Source organism: Pseudoxanthomonas sp. (assembly GCF_036845285.1).
Classification (GTDB): domain Bacteria; phylum Pseudomonadota; class Gammaproteobacteria; order Xanthomonadales; family Xanthomonadaceae; genus Pseudoxanthomonas_A.
The window spans coordinates 102,002-125,874 of record NZ_DAIUEE010000008.1 but is presented as its reverse complement, the minus strand read 5'-3'; the positions used below and the strand labels follow the sequence as shown (position 1 = coordinate 125,874).

At 66.2% G+C, this 23,873-nt stretch carries 21 protein-coding genes; 10 read left to right on the top strand and 11 right to left on the bottom strand.

Annotated elements, in window-relative coordinates:
- Positions 1-8 precede the first annotated feature (8 nt).
- From V7060_RS11830 to V7060_RS11815, 4 genes are all read left to right on the top strand, one after another.
- A complete protein-coding gene (locus V7060_RS11830) occupies positions 9-1,136 on the top strand; it encodes a GNAT family N-acetyltransferase (RefSeq protein ID WP_334179442.1) in 1,128 nt (375 codons plus the stop codon).
- A gap of 41 nt (positions 1,137-1,177) precedes the next feature.
- Positions 1,178-1,924, top strand: coding sequence for a leucyl/phenylalanyl-tRNA--protein transferase (gene aat / locus V7060_RS11825; RefSeq protein ID WP_334179441.1), 747 nt, complete (start codon positions 1,178-1,180; stop codon positions 1,922-1,924).
- A gap of 86 nt (positions 1,925-2,010) precedes the next feature.
- On the top strand, positions 2,011-2,229 hold the full coding sequence (infA, locus tag V7060_RS11820; RefSeq protein ID WP_055943174.1) for a translation initiation factor IF-1: 219 nt from the start codon (positions 2,011-2,013) through the stop codon (positions 2,227-2,229).
- Between the two features lie 120 nt (positions 2,230-2,349).
- A complete protein-coding gene (locus V7060_RS11815; protein ID WP_334179440.1) occupies positions 2,350-2,784 on the top strand; it encodes a hypothetical protein in 435 nt (144 codons plus the stop codon).
- A gap of 73 nt (positions 2,785-2,857) precedes the next feature.
- Here V7060_RS11815 and clpA read toward each other — a convergent pair whose 3' ends face one another.
- Positions 2,858-5,140, bottom strand: a complete 2,283-nt coding sequence (gene clpA, locus V7060_RS11810; RefSeq protein ID WP_334179439.1) for an ATP-dependent Clp protease ATP-binding subunit ClpA — start codon at positions 5,138-5,140, stop codon at positions 2,858-2,860.
- A 151-nt stretch (positions 5,141-5,291) separates the two neighbouring features.
- Entirely contained in the window at positions 5,292-5,612 is a 321-nt protein-coding gene (gene clpS / locus V7060_RS11805) for an ATP-dependent Clp protease adapter ClpS (protein WP_055943165.1), read from the bottom strand.
- A gap of 91 nt (positions 5,613-5,703) precedes the next feature.
- Here clpS and V7060_RS11800 point away from each other — a divergent pair, with 91 nt between their 5' ends.
- From V7060_RS11800 to hflD, 4 genes are read left to right on the top strand one after another with little or no spacing between them, the layout of a single operon-like run.
- The gene (locus V7060_RS11800) at positions 5,704-6,186 is read left to right on the top strand and encodes a hypothetical protein (protein WP_334179438.1); all 483 of its coding nucleotides are present in this window, start codon (positions 5,704-5,706) and stop codon (positions 6,184-6,186) included.
- Positions 6,187-6,648, top strand: a complete 462-nt coding sequence (locus V7060_RS11795) for an NUDIX hydrolase (protein WP_334179437.1) — start codon at positions 6,187-6,189, stop codon at positions 6,646-6,648.
- A complete protein-coding gene (gene mnmA, locus V7060_RS11790; RefSeq protein WP_334179436.1) occupies positions 6,645-7,763 on the top strand; it encodes a tRNA 2-thiouridine(34) synthase MnmA in 1,119 nt (372 codons plus the stop codon). Before V7060_RS11795 ends, mnmA begins: the two co-directional genes overlap by 4 nt.
- Positions 7,760-8,371, top strand: coding sequence for a high frequency lysogenization protein HflD (hflD, locus tag V7060_RS11785; RefSeq protein WP_334179435.1), 612 nt, complete (start codon positions 7,760-7,762; stop codon positions 8,369-8,371). The genes mnmA and hflD overlap by 4 nt, the downstream gene beginning before the upstream one ends.
- Before the next feature lie 60 nt (positions 8,372-8,431).
- Here hflD and acnB read toward each other — a convergent pair whose 3' ends face one another.
- The 8 genes from acnB to V7060_RS11745 form a co-directional block, all read right to left on the bottom strand.
- Positions 8,432-11,023 (bottom strand): bifunctional aconitate hydratase 2/2-methylisocitrate dehydratase, encoded by a 2,592-nt coding sequence (acnB, locus tag V7060_RS11780; protein WP_334179434.1) that lies wholly within the window; start codon positions 11,021-11,023, stop codon positions 8,432-8,434.
- A gap of 50 nt (positions 11,024-11,073) precedes the next feature.
- The gene (locus tag V7060_RS11775; protein WP_334179433.1) at positions 11,074-11,475 is read right to left on the bottom strand and encodes a type II toxin-antitoxin system VapC family toxin; all 402 of its coding nucleotides are present in this window, start codon (positions 11,473-11,475) and stop codon (positions 11,074-11,076) included.
- Positions 11,472-11,669, bottom strand: a complete 198-nt coding sequence (locus V7060_RS11770) for an AbrB/MazE/SpoVT family DNA-binding domain-containing protein (protein ID WP_334179432.1) — start codon at positions 11,667-11,669, stop codon at positions 11,472-11,474. The genes V7060_RS11775 and V7060_RS11770 overlap by 4 nt, the downstream gene beginning before the upstream one ends.
- Before the next feature lie 133 nt (positions 11,670-11,802).
- Positions 11,803-13,203: a porin gene (locus V7060_RS11765; protein ID WP_334179431.1), complete on the bottom strand. Its 1,401-nt coding sequence runs from the start codon at positions 13,201-13,203 to the stop codon at positions 11,803-11,805.
- A gap of 195 nt (positions 13,204-13,398) precedes the next feature.
- Entirely contained in the window at positions 13,399-14,175 is a 777-nt protein-coding gene (locus tag V7060_RS11760) for an ABC transporter permease (protein ID WP_334179430.1), read from the bottom strand.
- Complete coding sequence (locus V7060_RS11755; protein ID WP_334179429.1) at positions 14,159-14,992, bottom strand: ABC transporter ATP-binding protein; 834 nt, start codon at positions 14,990-14,992, stop codon at positions 14,159-14,161. Before V7060_RS11755 ends, V7060_RS11760 begins: the two co-directional genes overlap by 17 nt.
- A 9-nt stretch (positions 14,993-15,001) precedes the next feature.
- A complete protein-coding gene (locus V7060_RS11750; protein WP_334179428.1) occupies positions 15,002-16,030 on the bottom strand; it encodes an ABC transporter substrate-binding protein in 1,029 nt (342 codons plus the stop codon).
- A gap of 57 nt (positions 16,031-16,087) precedes the next feature.
- Positions 16,088-17,197 carry a 4-oxalomesaconate tautomerase gene (locus V7060_RS11745; protein WP_334179427.1) on the bottom strand — a complete coding sequence of 370 codons (1,110 nt, stop codon included), beginning with the start codon at positions 17,195-17,197 and terminating at the stop codon, positions 16,088-16,090.
- Positions 17,198-17,305: 108 nt separating this feature from the next.
- Between V7060_RS11745 and V7060_RS11740 the strand changes: the two genes are divergently transcribed.
- Both V7060_RS11740 and acnA read left to right on the top strand, forming a co-directional pair.
- Positions 17,306-18,205, top strand: a complete 900-nt coding sequence (locus tag V7060_RS11740) for a LysR substrate-binding domain-containing protein (RefSeq protein ID WP_334179426.1) — start codon at positions 17,306-17,308, stop codon at positions 18,203-18,205.
- 190 nt (positions 18,206-18,395) lie between these two features.
- A complete protein-coding gene (gene acnA, locus V7060_RS11735) occupies positions 18,396-21,152 on the top strand; it encodes an aconitate hydratase AcnA (protein ID WP_334179425.1) in 2,757 nt (918 codons plus the stop codon).
- Between the two features lie 204 nt (positions 21,153-21,356).
- On the opposite strand, the gene V7060_RS11730 is transcribed toward acnA, so the two are convergent.
- Positions 21,357-23,813, bottom strand: coding sequence for a prolyl oligopeptidase family serine peptidase (locus tag V7060_RS11730; protein ID WP_334179424.1), 2,457 nt, complete (start codon positions 23,811-23,813; stop codon positions 21,357-21,359).
- Positions 23,814-23,873 lie beyond the last annotated feature (60 nt).

Genomic DNA, 23,873 nt, shown 5'->3' with positions numbered 1-23,873 from the left:
CGGTACCGATGGCCGACGTCCGCTTCCTTCCCTCGCTCGCCGATGTGCCCTCGCCCGCCTGGGACGCACTGCACGACGGGCGCAACCCGTTCGTCTGCCATGCCTTCCTGCAAGGCCTGGAAGCCCACGGTTGCCTGCGCGAAGACTGGGGTTGGACACCGCACCATGCCACGCTGTGGGACGGAGACCGGTTGGTCGCGGCGGCGCCCGGCTACCTGAAGGGAAACTCGCACGGGGAGTTCGTGTTCGACCACGCCTGGGCGCACGCGTACGCGCAGCACGGACTCGACTACTACCCGAAGTGGCTGTGCGGCGTGCCCTACTCGCCGGTCACCGGACCACGGCTGCTGGCTATGGACGACGACCATCGTGGCGCCCTGCTGGCCGCGATCGAGCAGCACGCGGCACGGCAGCGCCTCTCCTCGGCCCACGTCAACTTCCTCACGGCGACGGAGGACGCCCGCTTTCCCGACGGCTGGCTGCCGCGCATCGATGTGCAGTACCACTGGCTGAATCCGGGGCATTGGCGCGACTTCGACGGCTTCCTGGCCGACTTCGACCACAAGCACCGCAAGAACATCCGCCAGGAACGCGCGAAAGTGCAGCGCGCCGGCGTGACGTTCCGCACCGTGCATGGCGACGAGGCAGGCCGGGCCGACCTGCAGGCCATGTTCGACTTCTACCGGCAGACCTTCCACGACTATGGCAACTCGCCCGCGCTGACCTTCGCGTTCCTGCGGCATCTCGCGTCGGCGATGCCGCGCAACCTGGTGATGTTCCTGGCCGAGCAGCGCGGGCAGACGATCGCCGGGGCCCTGTGCCTGCGCGGTGGCGACACCCTGTACGGTCGCTACTGGGGCGCGGTGTCCAGCGTACCGGGACTGCACTTCGAGACCTGCTACTACCAGGGCATCGACTACTGCCTGCGCGAAGGGCTGACGCGGTTCGAACCGGGCGCGCAGGGCGAGCACAAGATCGCGCGCGGCTTCCTGCCGACCCTGGTCCATTCGCGGCACTGGATCGCGCTCCCGGACTTCTCGGAGGCGCTGGCGCGCTGGTGTACGGAAGAGGCCGTAGCCGTCCGCCGCTACGCCGATACCCTGCGGGTGCACACACCGTTCAAACGCCGGGAGTAGGCGCTGCGTCACGCCCGCGGGTTGCCGCCTACAATCCCGGCATGCGCCAACGGCCGTTCGTCCTTCCCTCCGATCCACACGCGCCCTTCCCGCCCGCCGGCAGCGCGATGCGCGACCCCGACGGTTTGTTGGCGATCGGCGGCGACCTTTCTCTGCCGCGCCTGCTCAATGCTTACCGGCACGGCATCTTTCCGTGGTTTTCGCCGGGGCAGCCGCCGCTGTGGTGGTCGCCCGACCCCCGCATGGTGTTCCGCACCGATTGCGTGCGCCTGTCGTCCCGCTTCCGCCGCGCACTGAAGCAGAGCACCTGGCAGATCCGCGCTGACACCTGCTTCGAGCAGGTCATCAGCGCCTGTGCACTGGCGCCGCGACCGGGGCAGCACGGCACCTGGATCACCTCGGGCATGCGGCAGGCCTACATCGACCTGCATCGGCAGGGGCACGCGCATTCGGTCGAGGTCTTCGACGGTGGCGACCTGGTAGGCGGCATCTACGGGGTGGCGATTGGCCGGATGTTCTTCGGCGAAAGCATGTTCAGTGGCCGCTCCGGTGGATCGAAGGTCGCGCTCGCTGCGCTCGCCGTGCGCCTGCGCGAATGGGGCTGGCCGTTGATCGACGCACAGGTGGAGAACGACCACCTGCATTCGCTGGGTGGGAGCCTCGTACCCCGCGAGACCTTCCTGGAGCAGGTCGCCGGCCTGGTCGACCTGCCCCCCACGGAAGGTGCCTGGACCGGGAGATTCGGCGCGCTGGCCGCCAGTTCGCTGTCGCAAGCCCCGGCGCCATAACGGAATTTTTGCACCCGGGGCGTAGCTGGCGTACAATGCGCGGCTTCATGGCACCCGCCATCCCTTGCGGCACAGCACAGGCATACATGTCGAAAGACGATTCCATTGAATTCGAAGGCACCGTTGCCGAGACGCTGCCCAACACCATGTTCCGGGTCAAGCTGGAAAACGGGCACGAAATCATCGCCCACATCTCCGGCCGCATGCGCAAGAACTACATCCGCATCCTGACCGGCGACAAGGTGAAGGTCGAAATGACCCCCTACGACCTCACGAAGGGTCGAATCACCTATCGCATGAAATAAGCTTGACAAGCGATTGATTGAAAAGCGGCCATTGGCCGCTTTTCTCGTTATGGATGCATGCCCCGCTCCATGACTACCGGCACCGGGCCGGTAGTCACGCCGACCTAAGGCAGATTCGGCGTGAAGCGTGCGGGCTTCAGCATGGCGCAGCGTCCACTCCCGGGCGCAGACCGGAAAAAAGCCACCATGAGCCTCCTTCGCGCCCCTTCAACCTTGCTGACGCTGGCGTTGGCCATTGCCCCCGTGGCCGCTTTCGCCGGCGATGCCATTACCGACTGCGTGGACCTGGGAAACGATCAGGAGATCGTGCGTGCCGGTGGAGGCCAGCAGTTCTTTCTCCGCAACGGGGATGACCATTACAAGGTCGCATTCCAGCACAGTTGCGACTCCATCCTGATCACGCCACGCATCGACATCAGCACGGGCGGCCAGCCCAACCGCCTCTGCGCAGTCGACACACGGGTCAGAACCTCGCGCGACACCTGCCGCGTCGCATCGGTGGAGACGATGACAGCCGATGAATTCGCCAAACGCAAGAAGCGTGCGTCGCGCTGAACGGGTACGGGCTAAGTGAAAAGGCGGCCATTGGGCCGCCTTTTCGTTTCAACCGACTACGGGCAACGGGAGATCACGCTACCGTCGCCGGCAGCAACCGCTCCGGCTCCGCCTGCGCGTCGACCATCAGTTCGCCATCGCGGACATCGATGCTGACGCGGCCGCCGTCGACCAGCTTGCCGAACAGCAACTCGTCGGCAAGCGGACGCTTCACCTTGTCCTGGATCAGGCGGGCCATCGGCCGTGCGCCCATCAGCGGGTCGAAACCGTGCTGGGCCAGCCAGTCGCGCGCCGCCGGCGTGGCCGACAGGCTGACGTGCTTTTCCTGCAGCAGCATTTCCAGTTCGATCACGAACTTGTCCACCACCCGCAGGATGTGATCGAAGCCGAGGCCCTGGAACTGCACGATGGCATCCAGGCGGTTGCGGAACTCCGGGGTGAAACTGCGGCGGATCACTTCCATCGCGTCCGTCGAATGATCCTGCTGCGTGAAGCCGATGGTGCGGCGCGACGCCTGCGCGGCACCCGCATTGGTGGTCATCACCAGGATGACGTTCTTGAAGTTCGCTTCGCGACCGTTGGTATCCGTCAGCACGCCGCGGTCCATGACCTGCAGCAGGATGTTGAAGATGTCCGGGTGCGCCTTCTCCACCTCGTCGAGCAGCAACACGCAATGCGGTGTCTTGACGATCTTCTCCGTCAGCAGGCCGCCCTGGTCGAAGCCGACGTAACCCGGAGGCGCGCCGATCAGGCGGCTGACCGAATGCGGCTCCATGTACTCGGACATGTCGAAGCGCACCAGTTCGATGCCCAGTTGCAACGCCAGTTGCTTGGTCACCTCGGTCTTGCCGACGCCGGTGGGTCCGGCGAACAGGAAATTGCCGATCGGCTTCTCCGGATTGGCCAGACCGCTGCGTGCCAGCTTGATCGACGAAGCCAGTGTTTCGATCGCCGGGTCCTGCCCGAAGATGACCATCTTCAGGTTGCGCTCCAGGTGCTGCAGCACGTCCTTGTCGGACGAGGACACCTGCTTCGCAGGGATGCGTGCCATCTTGGCGACGATCGTCTCGATCTCTTCGACGTCGATCAGTTCCTTGCGCGCGCCTTCCGGCAACAGGCGCTGGCGTGCGCCGGCTTCGTCGATGACGTCGATGGCCTTGTCAGGCAGCAGGCGATCGCCGATGTGCTTCACCGACAGGTCCACCGCCGCCTGCAACGCATCGTCGGCATAGGTCACGCCGTGATGCGATTCGTACTTCGGCTTCAGGCCCTGGAGGATCTCGTAGGTCTCGCCCACGGTCGGTTCGACGATGTCGATCTTCTGGAAGCGGCGCGCCAGCGCACGGTCCTTCTCGAAGATGCCGCGGTACTCCTGGAACGTGGTCGAACCGATGCAGCGCAACTCACCCGACGCCAGCGCCGGCTTGATCAGGTTCGACGCGTCCATCGTGCCGCCGCTGGCCGATCCGGCACCAATGATCGTGTGGATTTCGTCGACGAACAGGATGGCGCCGGGGATCTTCTTGATCGACGCCAGCACGCCTTTCAGGCGCTTCTCGAAATCGCCGCGATACTTGGTCCCGGCCACCAGCGCACCGAGGTCCAGCGAATAGATGACCGCGTCCAGCAGCACGTCCGGCACCTCACCTTCCACGATGCGCTTGGCCAGGCCCTCGGCCAGCGCCGTCTTGCCCACGCCGGCCTCGCCCACATACAGCGGGTTGTTCTTGCGGCGGCGGCACAGGACCTGGATGGTCCGTTCGATTTCGTCGCCGCGACCCACCAGGGGATCGATCCGGCCCTGGCGCGCCATGTCGTTCAGGTTGCTGGCGAACTCGGTCAGGGCATCGCCCTTGCCCTCGCCTTCCCCACCCTCGGCCTTGCCCTCGCTCTCCGGCTGTCCGACGGCATCGTTCTCCTCGCCCTGCTTGGCGATGCCATGCGACAGGTAATTGACGATGTCGAGACGGGTCACGTCCTGCTGGTTGAGGAAGTAGACGGCGTGCGAGTCCTTCTCGCCAAAGATCGCGACGAGTACGTTGGCGCCGGTAACCTCTTTCTTGCCCGAGGACTGCACGTGGTAGACGGCGCGCTGCAGGACGCGCTGGAAGCCGAGCGTCGGCTGCGTGTCGCGGCCATCGTCTTCCGCCAGCCGCGATACCGAGGCCTCGATGGCCTGCTCCAGGTCGGCGCGCAGGCGATGGGCGTCGGCGCCCGTCGCCTTCAGGACGGCTTGCGCCGAGGGATTTTCGAGCAGGGCGAGCAGCAGGTGCTCGACGGTCATGAATTCGTGCCGAGCTTCACGGGCGCGCTTGTAGCACTGGCCGATGGTCTGCTCGAGATCTTTGCTGAACATGGTTGCCTCCGGGGCCTATGCCGACAATATGCGGCTTGGCGGGCGGTTTTCCATCACCCTACCGGATTTCAGTGTTCAGGGATCGTTGCCTTGTTCCCTGCGGCGATGCCCCCACCCCCGTATCCGTCCGGCATCCCTGCGCCGGTCCCCGTCAGGACTTCTCCATCGTGCACAGCAGGGGATGCTGGTTCATACGGGAAAACTCGTTGACCTGGGCCACCTTGGATTCGGCCACCTCGCGGGTGTACACCCCGCAGACGCCGCGACCGCGGGTATGCACGTGCAGCATGACCTGGGTGGCCTTCTCCAGGTCCATGACGAAAAACTGCTGCAGCACCGTCACCACGAAATCCATCGGGGTGTAATCGTCGTTGAGCAGCAGGACCTGGTACAGGGGCGGCGGTGCGACCTCGGGCCGGCTGGTCTCCACCATCAGGCCGTGGTCGCGTTCGTTTTCGTTCTTGCGGGGCATGCGCCAATTATATGCGCCCGCCGCCTTTGCACGCATGGACGCCATGCGTGACGCCGGCCACAATGCGCCATCCCTCCTCCACGAGCCGCCCATGAAACCGATGCCGTTCCGACTGCCTGCCGCCCTGCTGCTGTGCACCGCCGCCCTCGCCATGCCGGCGCATGCCGCCGATGCCTCGGTGGATGCCCGGTTGAAGGCCCGCGGCATCCAGTTCGAGGTGGACGAGGACGGCGACTACAAGGTCACGTATTCCTACAAGCAGGAAAACCGCACACAGCTGGTGTTCGTTTCCGGCCGTGCCGAACAGGTCAATGGCATCAGCGTGCGCGAAGTCTTCTCGCCCGCCGGTCGCGTGGCGGCGGACGGGATCGACGGCAGCAAGGCGCTGGCGCTACTCGCCGACAGCCGCAGCAAGAAGATCGGCAGCTGGGAGATTTCGGGCGACGTGCTGTATTTCGTCATCAAGCTGCCCGACAGTGTGGATGCGGCGGCGCTGGAAGCGGCCATGGACATCGCGTCGGAAACGGCGGACAACCAGGAGATCCAACTCTCCGGCGACAAGGACGAGCTGTAAGTGAGCTACCGCGAAGGACGCTTCTGGCAACCGGACGTCACCGTGGCCACGGTGGTCGTCCATGACGGCCGGCTGCTGATGGTGGAAGAGCGTGCGCAGGGCCGACTGGTGTTCAACCAGCCCGCCGGCCACCTGGAGCCGGACGAGAGCCTGCTGGAAGCCGCCCGCCGCGAGACCCTGGAGGAAACCGGCTGGGAGGTCGCGCCCACGGCATTCATCGGTGCCTACCAGTGGAAGGCGGAAACGGGGCGCCACTACCTGCGCTTCGCGTTTGCCGCCGATCCGGTGCGGCATTTGCCCGAGCGGCCACTCGATGACGGCATCGTCCAGGCGCTGTGGCTGACCCCAGCCGAACTGCAGGCCCAGTCCGACCGGCACCGCAGTCCGCTGGTATGGCAGGTCGTGCAGGACTACCTGTCGGGTCGCCGCTCTCCGCTGTCCACGCTGCAGCAGATCGCATGAGTGCGCCGCGCATCGTCGTGGGTATTTCCGGTGGCGTGGATTCGTCGGTCGCGGCCCTGCAGTTGGTGCAGCAGGGTGAACCTGTCGCGGGACTCTTCATGCAGAACTGGGCCGACGATGGCAGCGGCGATTGCCGCTCTGAGGACGACCGGCGCGATGCGGTCGCGGTCTGCGGCCGTCTGGGTATCCCCTTCCACTTCCGCGATTTCTCGGGCGAGTACTGGAAGGGCGTGTTCGAACACTTCCTTGCCGAGTACGCCGCCGGCCGCACGCCGAATCCGGACGTGCTGTGCAATCGCGAAGTGAAGTTCAAGCATTTCCTCGACGCGGCCCGGGAACTGGGCGCCGAGAAGATCGCCACCGGCCACTACGCCCGCGTGGACCGGCAGGGCGGCCGCTGGCGGCTGCTGCGCGGTGTGGACCGCGGCAAGGACCAAAGCTATTTCCTGCACCAGCTGGGCCAGGCGCAGCTGTCGGCGACGCTGTTCCCGATCGGTGAGCTGCAGAAGACCGACCTGCGCCGCATGGCGCGCGAGGCGGGATTGCAGACCCACGACAAGAAGGATTCCACCGGCATCTGCTTCATCGGCGAGCGCGATTTCCGCGAGTTCCTCGGGCGCTACCTGCCTGCGCGCACGGGTGAGATGCGCGATCCGCAGGGCCAGGTGATCGGCGAGCATCCGGGCGTGTTCTATTTCACCCTGGGCCAGCGCGAAGGCCTGCAGATCGGCGGCGTGCGCGGCCGTCCACAGGCACCGTGGTACGTCGTCGGCAAGGATGTCGCCAGCAACGTGCTGTACGTCGACCAGGACACGCAGAGTCCTTACCTGATGTCCACGCGGCTGTGGACCGAAGACGCCCACTGGATCGCCGGCCATCCGCCTGCGGATCGCTTCAGCTGCACGGCGCAGACACGCTACCGCCAGCCCGACGAAGCCTGCGAGGTGGACGTCCGCGAGGATGGCAGCGTGTCGGTGCGGTTCCTGCAGCCGCAACGCGCCGTCACGCCGGGACAGTCGCTGGTCCTCTACGCTGGCGACGAATGCCTGGGTGGCGCCGTCATCGCACGGACGGATGCACCCCTTGAAATGAAACTTGCGGAGCAAGCAGCTTGAGCAATCGATATTCCGACCGCGTGCTGGCCCTTGCCGGGCTGGCGCAGGCCCTCCACCAGGTGCGCCGCATCGCCGACACCGGCCAGTCCGAAGGTGCCGCCGTGCAGGCCGTGCTGGACAGTGTGTTCCGCATCGACGCGTCGACGCCGCTGGCCGTATACGGCCGCGTGGGCGACATCACACCGGGCCTGCGCGTCCTGCGCGGCTATCTGGCGAAAGAGGCGCAGGACGATGGCCTGCCCCGCCTGGCCATGTCGGTGCTGCAACTCGAGCGCCGGTTCGTCCGCGAAGACGACACGGTGCACGCCGTGACACGCGGCCTGGCGGAGATCGCCCCACGCGCGGAACAGCAGGGCAGCGCGCACCCCGACGTCCTCTCGTCGCTCGGCGGCCTGTACGCCGACACCATCAGCCACCTGCGCCCACGCGTGATGGTCCAGGGCAACCCGCATTACCTCGGGCAGCCTGGCGTGGTCGCGGAGATCCGCGCGATCCTGCTCGCCGCCGTGCGCTCGGCGGTCCTGTGGCGCCAGATGGGCGGCACGATGTGGGACTTCGTCTTCAGCCGCCGGCAGATGCTGGACGCGGTGGAAGACTGGTTGTCCTGACGGCGCGCGCAAGAGAGAAAAGGCCCGGCATTGCCGGGCCTTTTCGTTTCCACCCGCCGATCAGGCCGCGACGGTCTTCGCCACGTCCTGGTACTCCTCGATCTGGTCGAAGTTCATGTAGCGGTAGATCTCGGCGCCCTTCTCGTTGATCACGCCGATATCGGCCATGTACTCGGCCTTGGTCGGGATCTTGCCCAGGCGCGAGCAGATGGCAGCCAGCTCGGCCGAGCCCAGGAACACGTTGGAATTGCGGCCCAGGCGGTTCGGGAAGTTGCGGGTCGAGGTGGAGAACACCGTCGCGCCCTCGCGCACCTGCGCCTGGTTGCCCATGCACAGCGAGCAGCCCGGCATTTCCATGCGCGCGCCGGCGGTGCCGAACGTGCCGTAGACGCCTTCCTTGGTCAGCTCCGAGGCATCCATCTTGGTCGGCGGCGCGACCCACAGGCGCGTCGGGATGTCGCGCTTGCCTTCCAGCAGCTTGGCGGCAGCGCGGAAGTGGCCGATGTTGGTCATGCACGAGCCGATGAACACTTCGTCGATCACGGTGCCGGCGACTTCGGACAGCGTCTTCACGTCGTCCGGATCGTTCGGGCAGGCCAGCAGCGGCTCGTGCACGTCGGCCAGGTCGATGTCGATGATGGCGGCGTATTCGGCGTCGGCATCCGGCTCAAGCAGCTGCGGGTCGGCCAGCCAGGCTTCCATCTTCTTGATGCGGCGGGCCAGCGAACGGGCGTCGGCGTAGCCTTCGGCGATCATCCACTTCAGCAGCGTGATGTTGCTGGTGAGGTATTCGATGATCGGCTCCTTGTTCAGGCGCACGGTGCAGCCGGCGGCCGAACGCTCAGCCGAGGCGTCGGACAGCTCGAATGCCTGCTCAACCTTCAGGTCCGGCAGGCCTTCGATCTCGAGGATGCGGCCGGAGAAGATGTTCTTCTTGCCCGCCTTGGCCACGGTCAGCAGACCGGACTTGAGCGCGTAGTACGGGATCGCGTTGACCAGGTCGCGCAGCGTCACGCCCGGCTGCAGTTCGCCCTTGAAACGGACCAGCACCGACTCCGGCATGTCCAGCGGCATCACGCCGGTGGCGGCGGCGAATGCGACCAGACCAGAACCTGCTGGGAACGAGATGCCGACCGGGAAGCGCGTGTGCGAATCGCCGCCGGTGCCGACGGTGTCGGGCATCAGCATGCGGTTGAGCCAGCTGTGGATCACGCCGTCGCCCGGACGCAGCGAGATGCCGCCGCGGGTGGAGATGAACTCCGGCAGCGTGTGGTGCGTCTTCACGTCCACCGGCTTCGGATAGGCAGCGGTGTGGCAGAACGACTGCATCACCAGGTCGGCACTGAAACCGAGGCAGGCCAGATCCTTCAGCTCGTCGCGGGTCATCGGGCCTGTGGTGTCCTGCGAACCCACCGAGGTCATCTTCGGCTCGCAATAGGTGCCCGGACGCACGCCCTGCCCTTCCGGCAGGCCGCAGGCGCGGCCGACCATCTTCTGCGCCAGCGAGAAGCCCTTGCCGCTGTCGACCGGCTGCTGCGGCTGGCGGAACAGCTCCGTCGCCGGCAGCTTCAGCGCTTCGCGCGCCTTGGCCGTCAGGCCGCGACCGACGATCAGCGGGATGCGGCCACCGGCACGCACTTCGTCGAACAGCACGTCCGACTTCACCTGGAACTCGGCGATCACCTGCCCGTTCTTCAGCGCCTTGCCGTCGTACGGGCGCAGTTCGACCACATCGCCATGGTTCATCTGCGACACATCGAGTTCGATCGGCAGCGCGCCGGCGTCCTCCATGGTGTTGTAGAAGATCGGCGCGATCTTGGAACCAAGGCACACGCCGCCGAAGCGCTTGTTCGGGATGAACGGGATGTCCTGTCCGGTGAACCACAGCACGCTGTTGGTCGCCGACTTGCGTGACGAACCGGTGCCGACGACGTCACCGACGTAGGCGACCAGATGGCCCTTGTCTTTCAGCGACAGAATCTCGGCGATCGGGCCGCGCTTGCCGTCTTCTTCCGGCACGAACGGGGCGTCCGGGCGCTTGTTCTTCAGCATCGCCAGCGCGTGCATCGGGATGTCCGGGCGCGTGGTGGCATCAGGCGCCGGCGACAGGTCGTCGGTGTTGGTCTCGCCCGGCACCTTGAACACGGTGATAGTCAGCGACTGCGGCACTTCCGGCTTGCTGGTGAACCATTCCGCGTCGGCCCAGCTCTGCAGCACGCCCTGCGCGTGCGCGTTGCCCTTCTCGGCCTTTTCCTGCACGTCATGGAAGCTGTCGAACATCAGCAGCGTGTGCTTCAGGCCTTCCGCGGCGGTGGCGCCAAGCTCGGCGTTGTCCAGCAACTCGATCAGCGGATGGATGTTGTAGCCACCCAGCATGGTGCCCAGCAGTTCGGTGGCGCGCTTCGGGGACAACAGCGCGGTCTTCTCGGTGCCGAACGCGACGGCGGCCAGGTAGGACGCCTTGACCTTGGCGGCATCGTCCACGCCGGCCGGCACGCGGTGCGTGATCAGGTCGACCAGGAAATCCTCTTCACCGGCCGGCGGGCTCTTCAGCAGTTCGATGACCTCGGCCGTCTGCTGGGCCGACAGCGGCAGCGGCGGAATGCCCAGCGCGGCGCGCTCGGCTACGTGGTGGCGATAGGCTTCCAACATGGGTGGCTCCGGTCGTTCGATGGTGCGGTGGAAAGGAAAACGGTTGAGGCTTATTCGGTGGCGGGCACGATGAGTTTCAGGCCCTTGAAGTAGTCGCGATGGAAGGCGGTGTCGAAGGTGATCAGCCCGTCGCACTGCAGCAGCGCATGCGCGCCGACCAGGAAGTCCGCGATCGGCCTTGCCTCGCCATCGCGCTGGCGATGCCGGCGCTGCATTTCGCCGGCGCGCAGCGCGGACTTGGCTTCGACGGGATTGAAATGCACGCCCATCTCCTCCAGCGCCGCCAGCGCATCGGCGCCGTTGCGCAATGAGGCGCAGAGCTGCGCCAGTGCGGCATCGCAGACGACCACGCGGCCACTGCCGAGACTCTGGCGCAGGCCGGCTTCGACCGCATCGGCGCGCGCGCCATCGGTCAACAGCTCGATCAGGACAGGGGCGTCGACGGCGATCATTCGTTCGGCGCACCGTCGGCGTCGAGGGCGAACTTGCCGCGCACGCGCGAAATCGCGTCGTCGACGCTCTTCCGCAACACGATGCGGCTACCTTCCAGTTCGACCTTCAGCACGCTGCCCTTGCTCAGGCCCAGCGCATCACGGACGGCTTTCGGCAAGGTGATCTGGCCGCGCTCGGCGACGGTGGCTTCCATCGGGGACCTCCGGAAAGTATGCGCGAATTATACGTACCTGAACAAACATACTCAAGCCTCAGGCCAACAACGCGACGGGCCGGATTCATGCGAACCCGGCCCGTTCGAATCGCGATGACGCTGGACGGGGCCGTCAGAACGCCAGCTGGAAGCGGGCGTTGAACGTGGTGCCGCGGTCCTCGCCGCGGTAGGCGCCACTGCGGTTGTCGGTCTCCCAACGCACCACATCGAGCATGACCCGGCTGAAATCGTTGAGATACCAGTTCACGCCGGCGGTCAGCGCGTCCCCGGTACCGCCCGTAGGCAGCTCGGCGTAGTCCACGTTCTCGTAGCGGGCCTTGAGCTCCCAGGCCCCAGGGCCACCGGCAGTGACGGGACGCGCGATCTTCACCCGGCTCCAGGTGCCGGTCTTCGCCGCGAACGACGGGGTGGCGCCGGACAGGAACCAGCCAGCCGAGAGCGCCCAGGCATCGTGGGTCACCGCATAGCGGCCACCACCACCGAGCCCCGACACTTCGCGCGTGCCCCACTCGCCATAGCCCCAGAACGGGCCGCGCACGCCGAGCAGTTCGACCCCGTAGCCGTGGCCGTGGGTGGCGCCGTTGAGCGTGCCGGGCGCGATCTTCACCAGATCGTTGAGATGCCCTGAAATCGCCGAACTGCGGAACACGCCAGTGCTGTTGGGTGCGATGTCCTCGTAAAAGCCCCAGGCACCGAGATGCAGCAGGCGACCCTCGCCCTTCACCGGATTCCAGTGCGCGCGGCCGGCGACGGTCATCGAATCGTTGCTGTCGCCGACGTTGTTGAGGTCGTTGCCGGCGACCGAGAGGCTGCCGTGCCAGTTGTCACCGTAGACGCGCTCGGTCAGACCAACGCCGAACAGGCCGCGCTGCGGCAGGACCTGGGTGCCGACCACGTTGCGGTCCTGGAACGGCGTATTGGCGGTGCTGCTGGAACCGTCGATACCGCGGTCGTTGAGCCGGTTGCCGATGGTGAGGTCCGCCTCGCGCCCGAACGCGGTGTGGCCGATGGTCGCGTAGGCCGATTTCCAGGCCACGCCGTTGTCGGCGAAATCGCCCTCGACCGCGTAACCGAGTTTGCCGTAGCTGCCTTCGACGCCCAGGCGCACCGAGCGGATCTCCGTGCCGGTGATGTTGCGCGCGTCGAAGTCCGAGCCGCGGGTGCTGGAGGCGTCGACGAAGACGCGGCCTCGCGGCCGGAACGTGGTCTGGCCGTCGCTGCTGGTGAACTGCGGCGCGCCCTTGGACCAGCTGACCGCTGGCGCCTTGGCCTGCGCGGCTTCGACCTTGGCGATGCGCTCGACGAGCGCAGGATCGGCGGCAGCCGGCGCCTGTGCGGCGACCGGTGGCGTGCCGGTTTCGAGCGCCGCCAGGCGCGCTTCGAGCTGGCGGATCTGTTCGGCCTGCTGGCGAACCAGCGTTTCCAGTTCGCTCGGCGCGGTCTGTGCGGAGGCGGTGGACGAAGCCAGCAGCAGGCCAACGGCCAGTGCGGTGGGACGGGGGCGGAACGACATGCGCATCGTGCAATCTCCAGGCACGGCACGCCCTCGCTGCAGGCGGCCGCAGACAGGCCCGCCGGCGGGCGACGGGCAGAAATTCGGAAGGAAGGCGCCGGTGCCGACGAGGGGGTACCGGCGCGGAAGCGCACCCGGACGTGGGGGACGGGTGTCGAAGACGTCCCGGCGCAGCGCACGCCGGAACGCCGGTCGTCAACTCGTGGCTTCGCGCGAGGCGTTGGGACGCCAGGTAATCAAGCGGTTCTCGGCGATGTCGAGAAAGAAATCGATGATCAACACGAAGCCCGCCAGGATGATGATGCCGGCGAACACGCCGACCGCATTGAAGTTGCCTTCGGCCTGCGCGATCAGATAGCCCAGACCTGCGGACGCACCGAGGTACTCGCCGATGATCGCGCCGACCACCGCGAAGCCAACCGACGTGCGCAGCGAGGACAGGATCCAGCTCGCGGCTGCCGGGAAGTACACATGACGCAGCAGGTCACGACGATTCGCGCCGAGGATGCGTGCATTCGCCAGCACTACCGGGTTCACCTCGCGCACGCCCTGCATGGCGTTGAAAAACGTGACGAAGAACACAAGCGTCACCGCCAGCGCGACCTTCGACCACAGGCCCAGGCCGAGCCACAGCACGAAGATCGGTGCCAGCACCACGCGTGGAATCGCATTGAAACCCTTGATGAAAGGATCGAGGATCCGTGCCGAACGCCGACTCAGGCCAAGCCAGACGCCACCGGTGACGCCGAGTGCGGTGCCGATCACATAGCCCAGCACCGTTTCGGTCAGGGTGATGGAGACATGCTTGTAGAAGCTGGTGTCCAGCAACCACGTGACCATCTGCCGGACGATTTCCCATGGCGCCGGAAAGAAGAACGGATCGATGAGGCCGGCCGACACGCCGGCCTGCCAGCCGCCGAACACGCCGACGACGAGCATGATCTGGATGATGCGGTCAGTCTTGGCGTGCATAGCTCTTCTCCACTTCGCCGCGCAGGCAGGCCCAGATATCGCGATAGAGGTCGGTGAACCGCTGGTCGAGTTTGATTTCCGCGACATTGCGCGGCCGCTCCAGGTCCACCTGGAAGCTTTCGACCACCCGGCTCGACGGACCGGAGGACAGCACGACGACACGGTCGCCGAGCGCGATCGCCTCTTCGAGGTCATGCGTGATCAACATCACCGCGCGACGGTCTTCCTGCCACAGTCGCAGCAGTTCGTTCTGCATCAGATGGCGGGTATGGATGTCGAGCGCGGAGAACGGCTCGTCCATCAGTATCACCTTGGGTTCGACGATGAGGGCCTGCGCCATCTGCACGCGTTTGCGCTGGCCACCCGACAACTGGTGCGGATAGCGGTGCTCGAAGCCCTTGAGGCCGACCTTCGCCAGCCAGGCATGCGCGCGCTGCTCGCGTTCTTTCGTGTCGACGCCACGGAAGCGCAAACCGAGTTCGACATTCTGGAGGGCCGTCTTCCATGGCAACAGCGCGTCCTGCTGGAACAGGTAGCCCACCGATTCCTGCACGCCGCTGACCGGCTTGCCGTCGATGCGGATGCCGCCCTTGGTCGGACCCAGCAGGCCGGCGACGGCATTCAGGATGGTGCTCTTGCCACAGCCGGTCGGTCCGACGATGGCGACGAACTCGCCGTCGGCGACGTCGATGTCGACGTCGCGCACCGCAGTGAAATCACCGAAGGACATCGTGACGTTATCGACCGATACCATCGAACGCGACGGGGTCGGTATCGGGACTTCGTCCCGGATGCGGGTAACACTGGCGATAGCCATGGAACCTCCTTACTGCTTCGCGTCCGCGGCGACGCGGTCGACGAATGCGTTGGTGTAGGTCTTCTCGAGATCGATGTCGGCATTGGCGACATCGGTGTTGAACTCGCGCAGCACGAGCAGCGGCGTTTCCAGGTCCTTCGGCTCGAACCGGCCGTCGCGGGTGAAGATCGCACGGGCCTGTTCGACCGCCTTGGCATAGGTGTCGCGGTCGCCGGAAATGTACTTGTCCGGCAGTGCAGCCACGACTTCCGCCGAGGTGTGGTCGGCGATGAACGCCAGCGCCATGCGTTCGGCGCGCACGATCTTCTCGACCGCTTCGGGGCGCTTGTCGAGGAACGACCGCTGCGCATACATCACCGAGGTCGGATAGATGCCGCCATAGACTTCGCGCGCCCCCTCATCGCTGCGCGCATCGATGAGGATCTTGCCGACGCCACGCTCGACGAGCAGCGTGCCGGCCGGGTCGTAATTCACCAGCAGGTCGATCTTGCTCTGCTGCAACGCCGCGACCGCAGCCGCGCCCGAGCCGACGCCGATGATAGAAATGTCGTCGACCGGGATGTTGTTGCGCGCGAGGTAGTGACGGATGAAGAAGTCGGACGACGAGCCGGGCGCGGTGATGCCGACCTTCATGCCGCGGATCGATGCCGGATTGGCCGGATCGAACGTGCTGTCGGGACGACCGGCCAGCACCAGCCCGGAGTTGCGCGACAGCAGCACGAACGCGACGACATCCTTCTGCTTGGCCTGCATCTGGATGGTGTGGTCGTAGAAGCCGACCGCGACATCGGTGGAGCCGGCGACCAGTGCCTGCAGCACCTTGGAGCCGCCCTGGGCGAAGTTCTCGGTCTGGACCTTCAGGCCCACGTCTTCGAAATACCCGTTGGCATCGGCGATGAAGAACGGCAGGTTGTTGAGGTTGTACGAGCCGACGCTGATGCGTACCGACTCGGCTTCAGCAGGCCCGTGGCTGCCACTGCAACCGGCAGCACACACGATGGCCGCCGCAAGCACGGCGGTGATGAGACGCTTGTACATCGATCCCTCCCAGGATGGTGATGGCGTTGGACCGGGCGGCTGCCCGACTCTTTCAGTTCACGCAGCCGAACTCCATGGCGTTTGTGCGTTGCGCCGCGGATCCGTGCTGGCGAAGACGCGGCCCTCGAACAGCCGCCGTGCGGTCCGCACGACGCTGGCGACGATCGGGGCATCCATTGCGGGTCTGTGCAGTGCCACGTCCAGGCAACCGCTCGGGTGTTCAAGCCGCACGCTGCCGGGCAGCGAGAGGCTGCCTGCCATGCGCTGCGCCACCGTTCCGTCGGTGACGCACGCGGTCGAGATACCGACCGCACCGGTAATCGCCAGCGCGCTGTGGCACTGGTGGGGCATGAAATAGCGCACCTGCAGCACGCCGCCCGCCCGGGGCGGCAGCAGCAGCACGGGCTTGGGGATGACGCGATCGGCCGCATCGGCGATGCCCATCCTGCGCCCGGCCTCGATGCGGATCCGTTCCAGACGGGCCAGCATCCCGGTGTTCGCGTTGAGTTCGGCCACCGACTCCGAATCGGTCACGCCCAGGGCCGCACCCTCGAGCATCACCATCGGCATCGCGCAGTCGATGCAGCTCACCTCGACGCCATCGATCCATTCGCTGGCTTCGCCGGTAGGCAACAGTTTGCCAGTTCGGGCGCCGGCGGCGTCGAGGAACGCCAGCGAGATCGGCGCCGCGGTGCCCGGGGCGCCGGCGATCGCGGTCTCGCCGCGGTAGTGCACGCGACCCTGCGGGGTCTCCACGGTGGCCAGGATCACCTTGCCGGTATTGACGTTGTGGATGCGCACCTCGGTCCGGGGATCGCCGGCGGCGACCATGCCCGACTCGATCGCGAACGGACCCACTGCGGCCAGCATGTTGCCGCAGTTGGGCATGGTGTCGACCAGCTGGCGGTCGAGGCGTACCTGGGCGAACAGGTAATCGATGTCGGCGTCGGCCCGGGTCGGTGGGCCGACAATGGCGACCTTGCTCGACAGCGCATTGCCGCCACCGATGCCGTCGATCTGCAGCGGATGCCCGGCGCCCATGATCTCCAGCAGCAGGCGATCCCGCTCGGCGGGATCCGCCGGCAGGTCCGACGCACGGAAGAACGGCCCTTTCGAGCTGCCGCCACGCATCAGGACACAGGGAACGCTGAAGAGATCGTTGGACATAAGGGCCGCAGATTGATATGAATATCGAATCAATTAATCGATTCGTTGCGATACTGGCATGACCTGAATTGATCTGTGAAATGCTAATTTTCGGAGAATTGATACGTTATGAGCATTAATTGCGAAATCCTCGATCTGCGCGCTTTCCTGCTCGTCGCCGAGACCCGCAGCTTCCATCGCGCCGCCGAGGCCCTGCACGTCTCGCAGCCGGCGCTGAGCCGGCGCATCCAGAAACTGGAAAGCGCGGTCGGCGCGCCGCTGCTGGAACGCACCACGCGCAGCGTCGCGCCGACCGCCGTCGGGCAGAACCTGCTGCCGCTGGTGCGCCGCATGATCGAGGAGTTCGACGGCTCGCTGTTCGCCTCGCGCGGCGTCGATGACGGCCGCGGCAGCCAGGTCACCATCGCCTGCCTGCCGACCGCAGCGTTCTACTTCCTGCCGAGCGTCATCGCGCGCTTCCACGAGGACCATCCCAGCGTCCGCTTCCGCATCCTCGATATCCCGGCTACCGAAGGTCTGCAGGCCGTCGAACGCGGCGAGGTGGAGTTCGGCATCAACTTCATGGGCGCGTCCGATCCCGAGCTTGAATTCGACTCGCTGGTCGAAGATCCCTTCGTACTCGCCTGCCGGCGCGATCATCCGCTGGCGACCAAGCGCCGCGTGACCTGGCACGACATTGCCCAGCACCCCTTGATCACCGTGCATCGCACCAGCGGCAACCGCACCCTGCTCGATGGCGCGCTCGCGCGCGAGAACCTCAAGCTCAGCTGGTTCTACGAGGTGACGCACCTGTCGACCTCGCTCGGCCTGGTCGAAGCGGGCGTCGGCATTTCGGTGCTGCCACGGATGGCCACGCCGCAGCAGGAACACTCCATTCTGGTGACCCGCGAGATCGCGCCCCCCGTGGTGTCACGTACAATCGGCATCGTGCGCAGGCGTGGCGCGATGCTCTCGCCCGCCGCCGAGCGGTTCCTGCAGATGCTCAAGAACACCTGGCAGAACCCGTGAGGCTTGCCCGACCGATGACACGCCCGCCACACCGGCCGGCCTACACTGGTCGCCCCGAAGCGGCGGCGCGCATCGACCGGGCGCCGCTCTGCATCACCCCGCAGCAACCAGGATGCCTGCACATCCACGCATGCCCGCCACGACCAGCCCGACCGCGTCACCGCTAGCAACCCGCGACAGGAGCTTCCGCATGACCGATACCTTTTCCACGCGCGCCGACCTCGAAGTCGGTGGCCGCCGTTACGTCTATTCCAGCCTGCCCGCGCTGGGCAAGCGGTTCGATATCGCCCGCCTGCCCTACTCGATGAAGATCCTGCTCGAGAACCTCCTGCGCCACGAGGACGGCGAGACCGTCACCGCCCACCACATCGAGGCTGTGGCGACGTGGGACCCGAAGGCCGAACCGGATACAGAGATCGCGTTCATGCCGGCGCGCGTGGTGCTGCAGGACTTCACCGGCGTGCCCTGCGTGGTCGACCTGGCCGCGATGCGCGACGCCGTGGTGAAGCTGGGCGGCAGCCCGGACCAGATCAATCCGCTGATTCCCTCGGAACTGGTCATCGATCACTCGGTGCAGGTGGACGTGTTCGGCAGCCCGGATGCGCTGGACCTCAACGGCAAGATCGAATTCCAGCGCAACAAGGAACGCTACGGCTTCCTGCGCTGGGGCCAGAAGGCGTTCGACAACTTCAAGGTGGTGCCGCCGAACACCGGCATCGTCCACCAGGTGAACCTGGAGAACCTCGCCCGCGTGGTGATGACCGGCGAGAAGGACGGCCAGGCCATCGCCTACCCCGACACGGTCTTCGGCACCGACAGCCACACCACGATGATCAACGGCATCGGCGTGCTGGGCTGGGGCGTCGGTGGCATCGAGGCGGAAGCCGCGATGCTGGGCCAGCCATCGTCGATGCTGATCCCGCAGGTGGTCGGCTTCAAGCTGACCGGCAAACTGCCGGAAGGCGCCACCGCGACCGACCTGGTGCTCACCGTCACCCAGATGCTCCGCAAGCTGGGCGTGGTCGGCAAGTTCGTCGAGTTCTTCGGCGATGGCCTGCAGCACCTGCCGCTGGCCGACCGCGCCACCATCGGCAACATGGCGCCGGAATACGGCGCGACCTGCGGCATCTTCCCGGTCGACCAGGAATCGCTGAACTACCTGCACCTGTCGGGTCGCAGCGAAGAACAGATCGCACTGGTCGAGGCCTACGCCAAGGCGCAAGGCCTGTGGCATACGCCGGACAGCCCGCACGCCGAGTACAGCGCCACCCTGCATCTCGACATGGGCGACGTGAAGCCGTCGCTGGCCGGCCCCAAGCGCCCGCAGGACCGCGTGCTGCTGCAGGACGTGAAGGAGAATTTCCGCGACAACCTGGTGCCGTTCGCCGATGCCCGCCGCAAGCGCATCGACCTGGTGCAGGAAGACCGGCTGAAGAACGAAGGCGGCGGCGGAACGGCGGTCGGGGCGCACGAAGCGGCGCACGAATCCTCCCCCTCCACGGGCACGGGCCGGAAGCTGCGGGACGGCGATGTGGTGATCGCCGCCATCACCTCCTGCACCAACACGTCCAATCCCGCCGTCATGCTGGGTGCCGGCCTGCTGGCGCGCAATGCGGCCGCCAAGGGCTTGAAGGCGCAGCCGTGGGTGAAGACTTCGCTCGGCCCCGGTTCGCGCGTGGTCACCGACTACCTGGAAAAAGCCGGCGTGCTGGACGACCTGGAGAAGCTCGGCTTCTACGTCGTCGGCTATGGCTGCACCACCTGCATCGGCAACTCCGGTCCGCTGCCGGATGACGTGTCGGCGGCGATCGCTGCGGATGATCTGGTCGCGGCGTCCGTGCTGTCGGGCAATCGCAACTTCGAGGGCCGCGTGCATCCCGAAGTGAAGATGAACTACCTGGCCAGCCCGCCGCTGGTAGTGGCCTATGCCATCGCCGGCACCACCGACATCGACCTCACCACCGAGCCGCTGGGAACCGGCAGCGATGGCCAGCCCGTCTTCCTCAAGGACATCTGGCCGAGCAACCAGGAGATCGGCGACTTCATCGCGAAGACCATCGGGCCGGAGATGTTCGCCAAGAACTACGCCGACGTCTTCAAGGGCGATTCACGCTGGAACACCATCGCCTCGCCCGATGGCGACCTGTACGCGTGGGATGGCGAGTCCACCTACATCAAGAACCCGCCCTACTTCGACGGCATGTCGATGGAGATCGGCAGCATCGACGATGTGCACGGTGCGCGCGTGCTCGGCCTGTTCGGCGACTCCATCACCACCGACCACATCTCGCCCGCCGGCAACATCAAGAAGGAGTCGCCCGCGGGCCGCTTCCTGATCTCGCGCGGCGTGCAGCCGGTGGACTTCAACAGCTACGGCAGCCGTCGCGGCAACGACGACGTCATGGTCCGCGGCACCTTCGCCAACATCCGCATCAAGAACCTGATGTTCGGCGGCGAGGAAGGCGGCAACACGCTGTACTTCGGCAGCACCCCGCCGGAGAAGATGTCCATCTACGATGCCTCGATGAAGTATCAGGCCGACGGCGTGCCGCTGGTTGTCATCGCCGGCAAGGAATACGGCACCGGCTCGTCGCGCGACTGGGCCGCCAAGGGCACCAACCTGCTGGGCGTCAAAGCGGTGATCGCCGAGAGCTTCGAGCGCATCCACCGTTCCAACCTGGTCGGCATGGGCGTGCTGCCGCTGCAATTCAATGACGGCGAGAACGCGCAGTCGCTGGGCCTGGATGGCTCGGAAGTCTTCGACGTGACCGGCCTGCAGGACGGCGCGGCGAAGGTCGCCAGCGTCACGGCCCGCAAGCCCGACGGCAAGACGGTCGAGTTCAAGGTCAAGGTACTGATGCTGACGCCGAAGGAAGTCGAGTACTTCAGGCACGGCGGCCTGCTGCACTACGTGCTTCGCCAGTTGGCGGCGCGAAAGACGGCGTAACGCGTGGCGCCCGCCCACCGGAAACAGTGGGCGGGCGCTCCCCTGTAGGCGCGACGTCAGTCGCGACCGCGCCCCGACAGCATTACCCCATGCAGGGGCAAGAACGCGCCGCAGCGCACCCGGAAAGAGAACCACCGGCTTCTCGCGTGGCGGTTGGCCATGCGGTCGCGACTGACCTCGCTCCTACAAGGTGAAGGTCTGGTGCTATTGCGGCGAGCTTTTGGAAGTTGCGCCCGCCGGCTTGCGTTGCTTCACATGGCGCTCCAGCCACTGGTCCTGCTCCCAGAGCAGATGCAGCACCGACTCCTTCGCTGCGTAACCGTGGCTTTCCTTGGGGAGCAGCACCAGCCGGGTCGGCGCGCCGAATCCCTTCAATGCGTTGAAGTAGCGCTCGCTCTGCATCGTGAACGTGCCGGAGTTGTTGTCCGCCTCGCCATGCACCAGCAGCAACGGCGTCTTCATCTTGTCCACGTGCATGAACGGCGACATGTCGTTGTAGACCGCGGGCGCTTCCCAGTAGTTGCGCTCTTCCTGCTGGAAACCGAACGGCGTCAGCGTGCGGTTGTAGGCGCCGCTGCGCGCGATGCCGGCGGCGAACAGGTCCGAATGGGTGAGCAGGTTCGCGGTCATGAAGGCGCCGTAGGAGTGTCCGCCGACCGCCACGCGGGTGCGGTCGATGTAGCCCAGCGCATCCACGGCATCGATCGCTGCCTTCGCATTCGCCACCAGTTGGGTGACGAAGGAATCGTTCGGCTCCTCCTCGCCCTCGCCGACGATCGGGAACGCCGCATCGTCGAGTACCGCGTAGCCGCGCGTCACCCAGTAGATGGGCGAACCGTAGCTCGGGAAGATGAACTCGTTCGGGTTGGTGGTGTTCTGGCCGGCGCTGTCGCGGTCCTTGTACTCCGCCGGATAGGCCCACATCACCAGCGGCAGCGTCTGTGTCTTCGCGGCACGGTCGTAGCCCGCCGGCAGGTACAGCGTGCCGGTCAGCGGCAGGCCATCAGCCCGGGTATAGGTCAGGACGTCCTTGTGCACGCCCTGCAGCCCCTTGAACGGATTTTCGAAGCGCGTCACCTGCACCGGCGCGATGCGCTGCTTGAGATGGCGGATGTAGTAGTTCGGAAAGTCGGTCGGCGATTCCAGCCGCACCAGCACGGTGCCGGCCTGCGGATCCAGTACCGCCTGGATCGCTTCCTTCTGGCCGGTCAGGCGCGAGGTGTACAGCCGCTCCTTCTTGCCGGTCGCCAGGTCCATGCGGTCGATGAAGGGGAACTGGCCCTCCGGCGTGAAGCCCTCGCCGATCAGGTGCGCATGGCCGTCATCCAGCGCCAGCACGCGCTGGCCAGCGGCGTTGCGGCGGGTCTCGAACCGGCCCGGATCGCTGTACTGGTCCTGGTAGTTGCGACTGGCCAGTTCGCGCAGGGGCGCACCGGCCTGCGAAGGATCGAACAGATAGGTGCGCGTATTGCGCGTATTCCACCAGTAGTCGGTGACGATGGCATGGCGGTCGTCGCCCCACAGCACGCCCTGCACGCGATCGATGGTCTTGAAGATCGAGCGCGGCGATGCACTGAACGGTGCCTCCCATGCGAAGGCTTCATCGCGGAACGGCACGTCCAGCGACGGATCGCCCTGGTCCAACGCTTCCGCCCATACCAGCGTCGCCGGCTGGTCGGCGCGCCACTCGATATCCCGACGGCCTGCACGCACTGCCATGAAGCCCTTCGGCAGGTTCTCCGCGAGCGGCGCGTCGACGACGGTAACGACCGCCCTGCCGGTGGTTTCCACCACCTCCGCGCGGTACGGAAAGCGGCCATACGGCACCAGGTACGAGAACGGCTTCCGCAACGTGCGAAGCAGCACGTAACGACCGTCCGGCGAGAACGATTCCCCGGTGTACATGCCCGCGCCGCGCCACAGCGTCGCCCGGCCCTTCAATGGAACGCGATGCAGTTCCGAGGTCGCCAGCACGGTGAAATTGGCCTCGTCCTGCGGATTCTTCAGCAGGTCCTGGTAGGTGCGGTTCTGCGCCTTGCTGCCATCGCTGACGGACACGGTGGGGCCGGTGGGTATCTCACGCGACGTGTCGATCAGCGCGGGCCGTTGCACGGGCAGCATGCGCACCAGCAGCGCCTGGTTGTCGCGGAACCAGGTCAACGGGTTGCCGATGTTGCCGTTCACGCGCGCCTCGGTCAGGCGCGTCGCACGCGCCGACGCCAGGTCCAGCACCCAGGCTTCGACGCCGGTACGCGTGGTGTGGGTGAACGCCAGCCGTGTTTCATCAGGCGACCAGACGAAGTTGGCCAGGCGTGGCGCCGGCGGCAGGCCCGTCACCTGCCGTGCGGTGCTTCCCGCAAGTTCCTGCACCTGCAGATTGTTGAAATAGGCGGTGGCGCTGGCGATGCTGGTGCGCGGATTGACCCGCAGGCCACCCAGGCGCAGCTCCTCGTCGGACAGTTCCGCCAGCGACTTGAACGTATCCCGATAGAACAGCACTAGCCGCGTGTTGCCGCTATCGGTGACGACGCTGGGTGGACGCTGTACGTCCGCCAGTTGCAGGATCTCGGCGGGTGGCGTCTGGTAAGGAAGCGCTTCCTGCGCGAGCGTGGTGCCGGCGGCCAGCCACAGGCACGCCAGGAGTGTCCAGCGGATCGACATGGTGTTGTTTTCCTGTTGGATGCCCTGATGATCCCGTCCCCGCCGCGCTCGGGCAAGCCG

What these genes read in the sequence shown, in the direction of transcription:
- acnA (WP_334179425.1), top strand. Translation starts at nt 18,396, where the DNA reads ATGACCGATACCTTTTCCACGCGCGCCGACCTCGAAGTCGGTGGCCGC.
- V7060_RS11730 (WP_334179424.1), bottom strand. Translation starts at nt 23,813, where the DNA reads ATGTCGATCCGCTGGACACTCCTGGCGTGCCTGTGGCTGGCCGCCGGC.
- V7060_RS11750 (WP_334179428.1), bottom strand. Translation starts at nt 16,030, where the DNA reads ATGTACAAGCGTCTCATCACCGCCGTGCTTGCGGCGGCCATCGTGTGT.
- infA (WP_055943174.1), top strand. Translation starts at nt 2,011, where the DNA reads ATGTCGAAAGACGATTCCATTGAATTCGAAGGCACCGTTGCCGAGACG.
- V7060_RS11755 (WP_334179429.1), bottom strand. Translation starts at nt 14,992, where the DNA reads ATGGCTATCGCCAGTGTTACCCGCATCCGGGACGAAGTCCCGATACCG.
- aat (WP_334179441.1), top strand. Translation starts at nt 1,178, where the DNA reads ATGCGCCAACGGCCGTTCGTCCTTCCCTCCGATCCACACGCGCCCTTC.
- V7060_RS11830 (WP_334179442.1), top strand. Translation starts at nt 9, where the DNA reads ATGGCCGACGTCCGCTTCCTTCCCTCGCTCGCCGATGTGCCCTCGCCC.
- V7060_RS11740 (WP_334179426.1), top strand. Translation starts at nt 17,306, where the DNA reads ATGAGCATTAATTGCGAAATCCTCGATCTGCGCGCTTTCCTGCTCGTC.
- V7060_RS11760 (WP_334179430.1), bottom strand. Translation starts at nt 14,175, where the DNA reads ATGCACGCCAAGACTGACCGCATCATCCAGATCATGCTCGTCGTCGGC.
- V7060_RS11770 (WP_334179432.1), bottom strand. Translation starts at nt 11,669, where the DNA reads ATGGAAGCCACCGTCGCCGAGCGCGGCCAGATCACCTTGCCGAAAGCC.
- V7060_RS11745 (WP_334179427.1), bottom strand. Translation starts at nt 17,197, where the DNA reads ATGTCCAACGATCTCTTCAGCGTTCCCTGTGTCCTGATGCGTGGCGGC.
- acnB (WP_334179434.1), bottom strand. Translation starts at nt 11,023, where the DNA reads ATGTTGGAAGCCTATCGCCACCACGTAGCCGAGCGCGCCGCGCTGGGC.
- clpS (WP_055943165.1), bottom strand. Translation starts at nt 5,612, where the DNA reads ATGCCCCGCAAGAACGAAAACGAACGCGACCACGGCCTGATGGTGGAG.
- mnmA (WP_334179436.1), top strand. Translation starts at nt 6,645, where the DNA reads ATGAGTGCGCCGCGCATCGTCGTGGGTATTTCCGGTGGCGTGGATTCG.
- V7060_RS11800 (WP_334179438.1), top strand. Translation starts at nt 5,704, where the DNA reads ATGAAACCGATGCCGTTCCGACTGCCTGCCGCCCTGCTGCTGTGCACC.
- V7060_RS11765 (WP_334179431.1), bottom strand. Translation starts at nt 13,203, where the DNA reads ATGTCGTTCCGCCCCCGTCCCACCGCACTGGCCGTTGGCCTGCTGCTG.
- V7060_RS11775 (WP_334179433.1), bottom strand. Translation starts at nt 11,475, where the DNA reads ATGATCGCCGTCGACGCCCCTGTCCTGATCGAGCTGTTGACCGATGGC.
- clpA (WP_334179439.1), bottom strand. Translation starts at nt 5,140, where the DNA reads ATGTTCAGCAAAGATCTCGAGCAGACCATCGGCCAGTGCTACAAGCGC.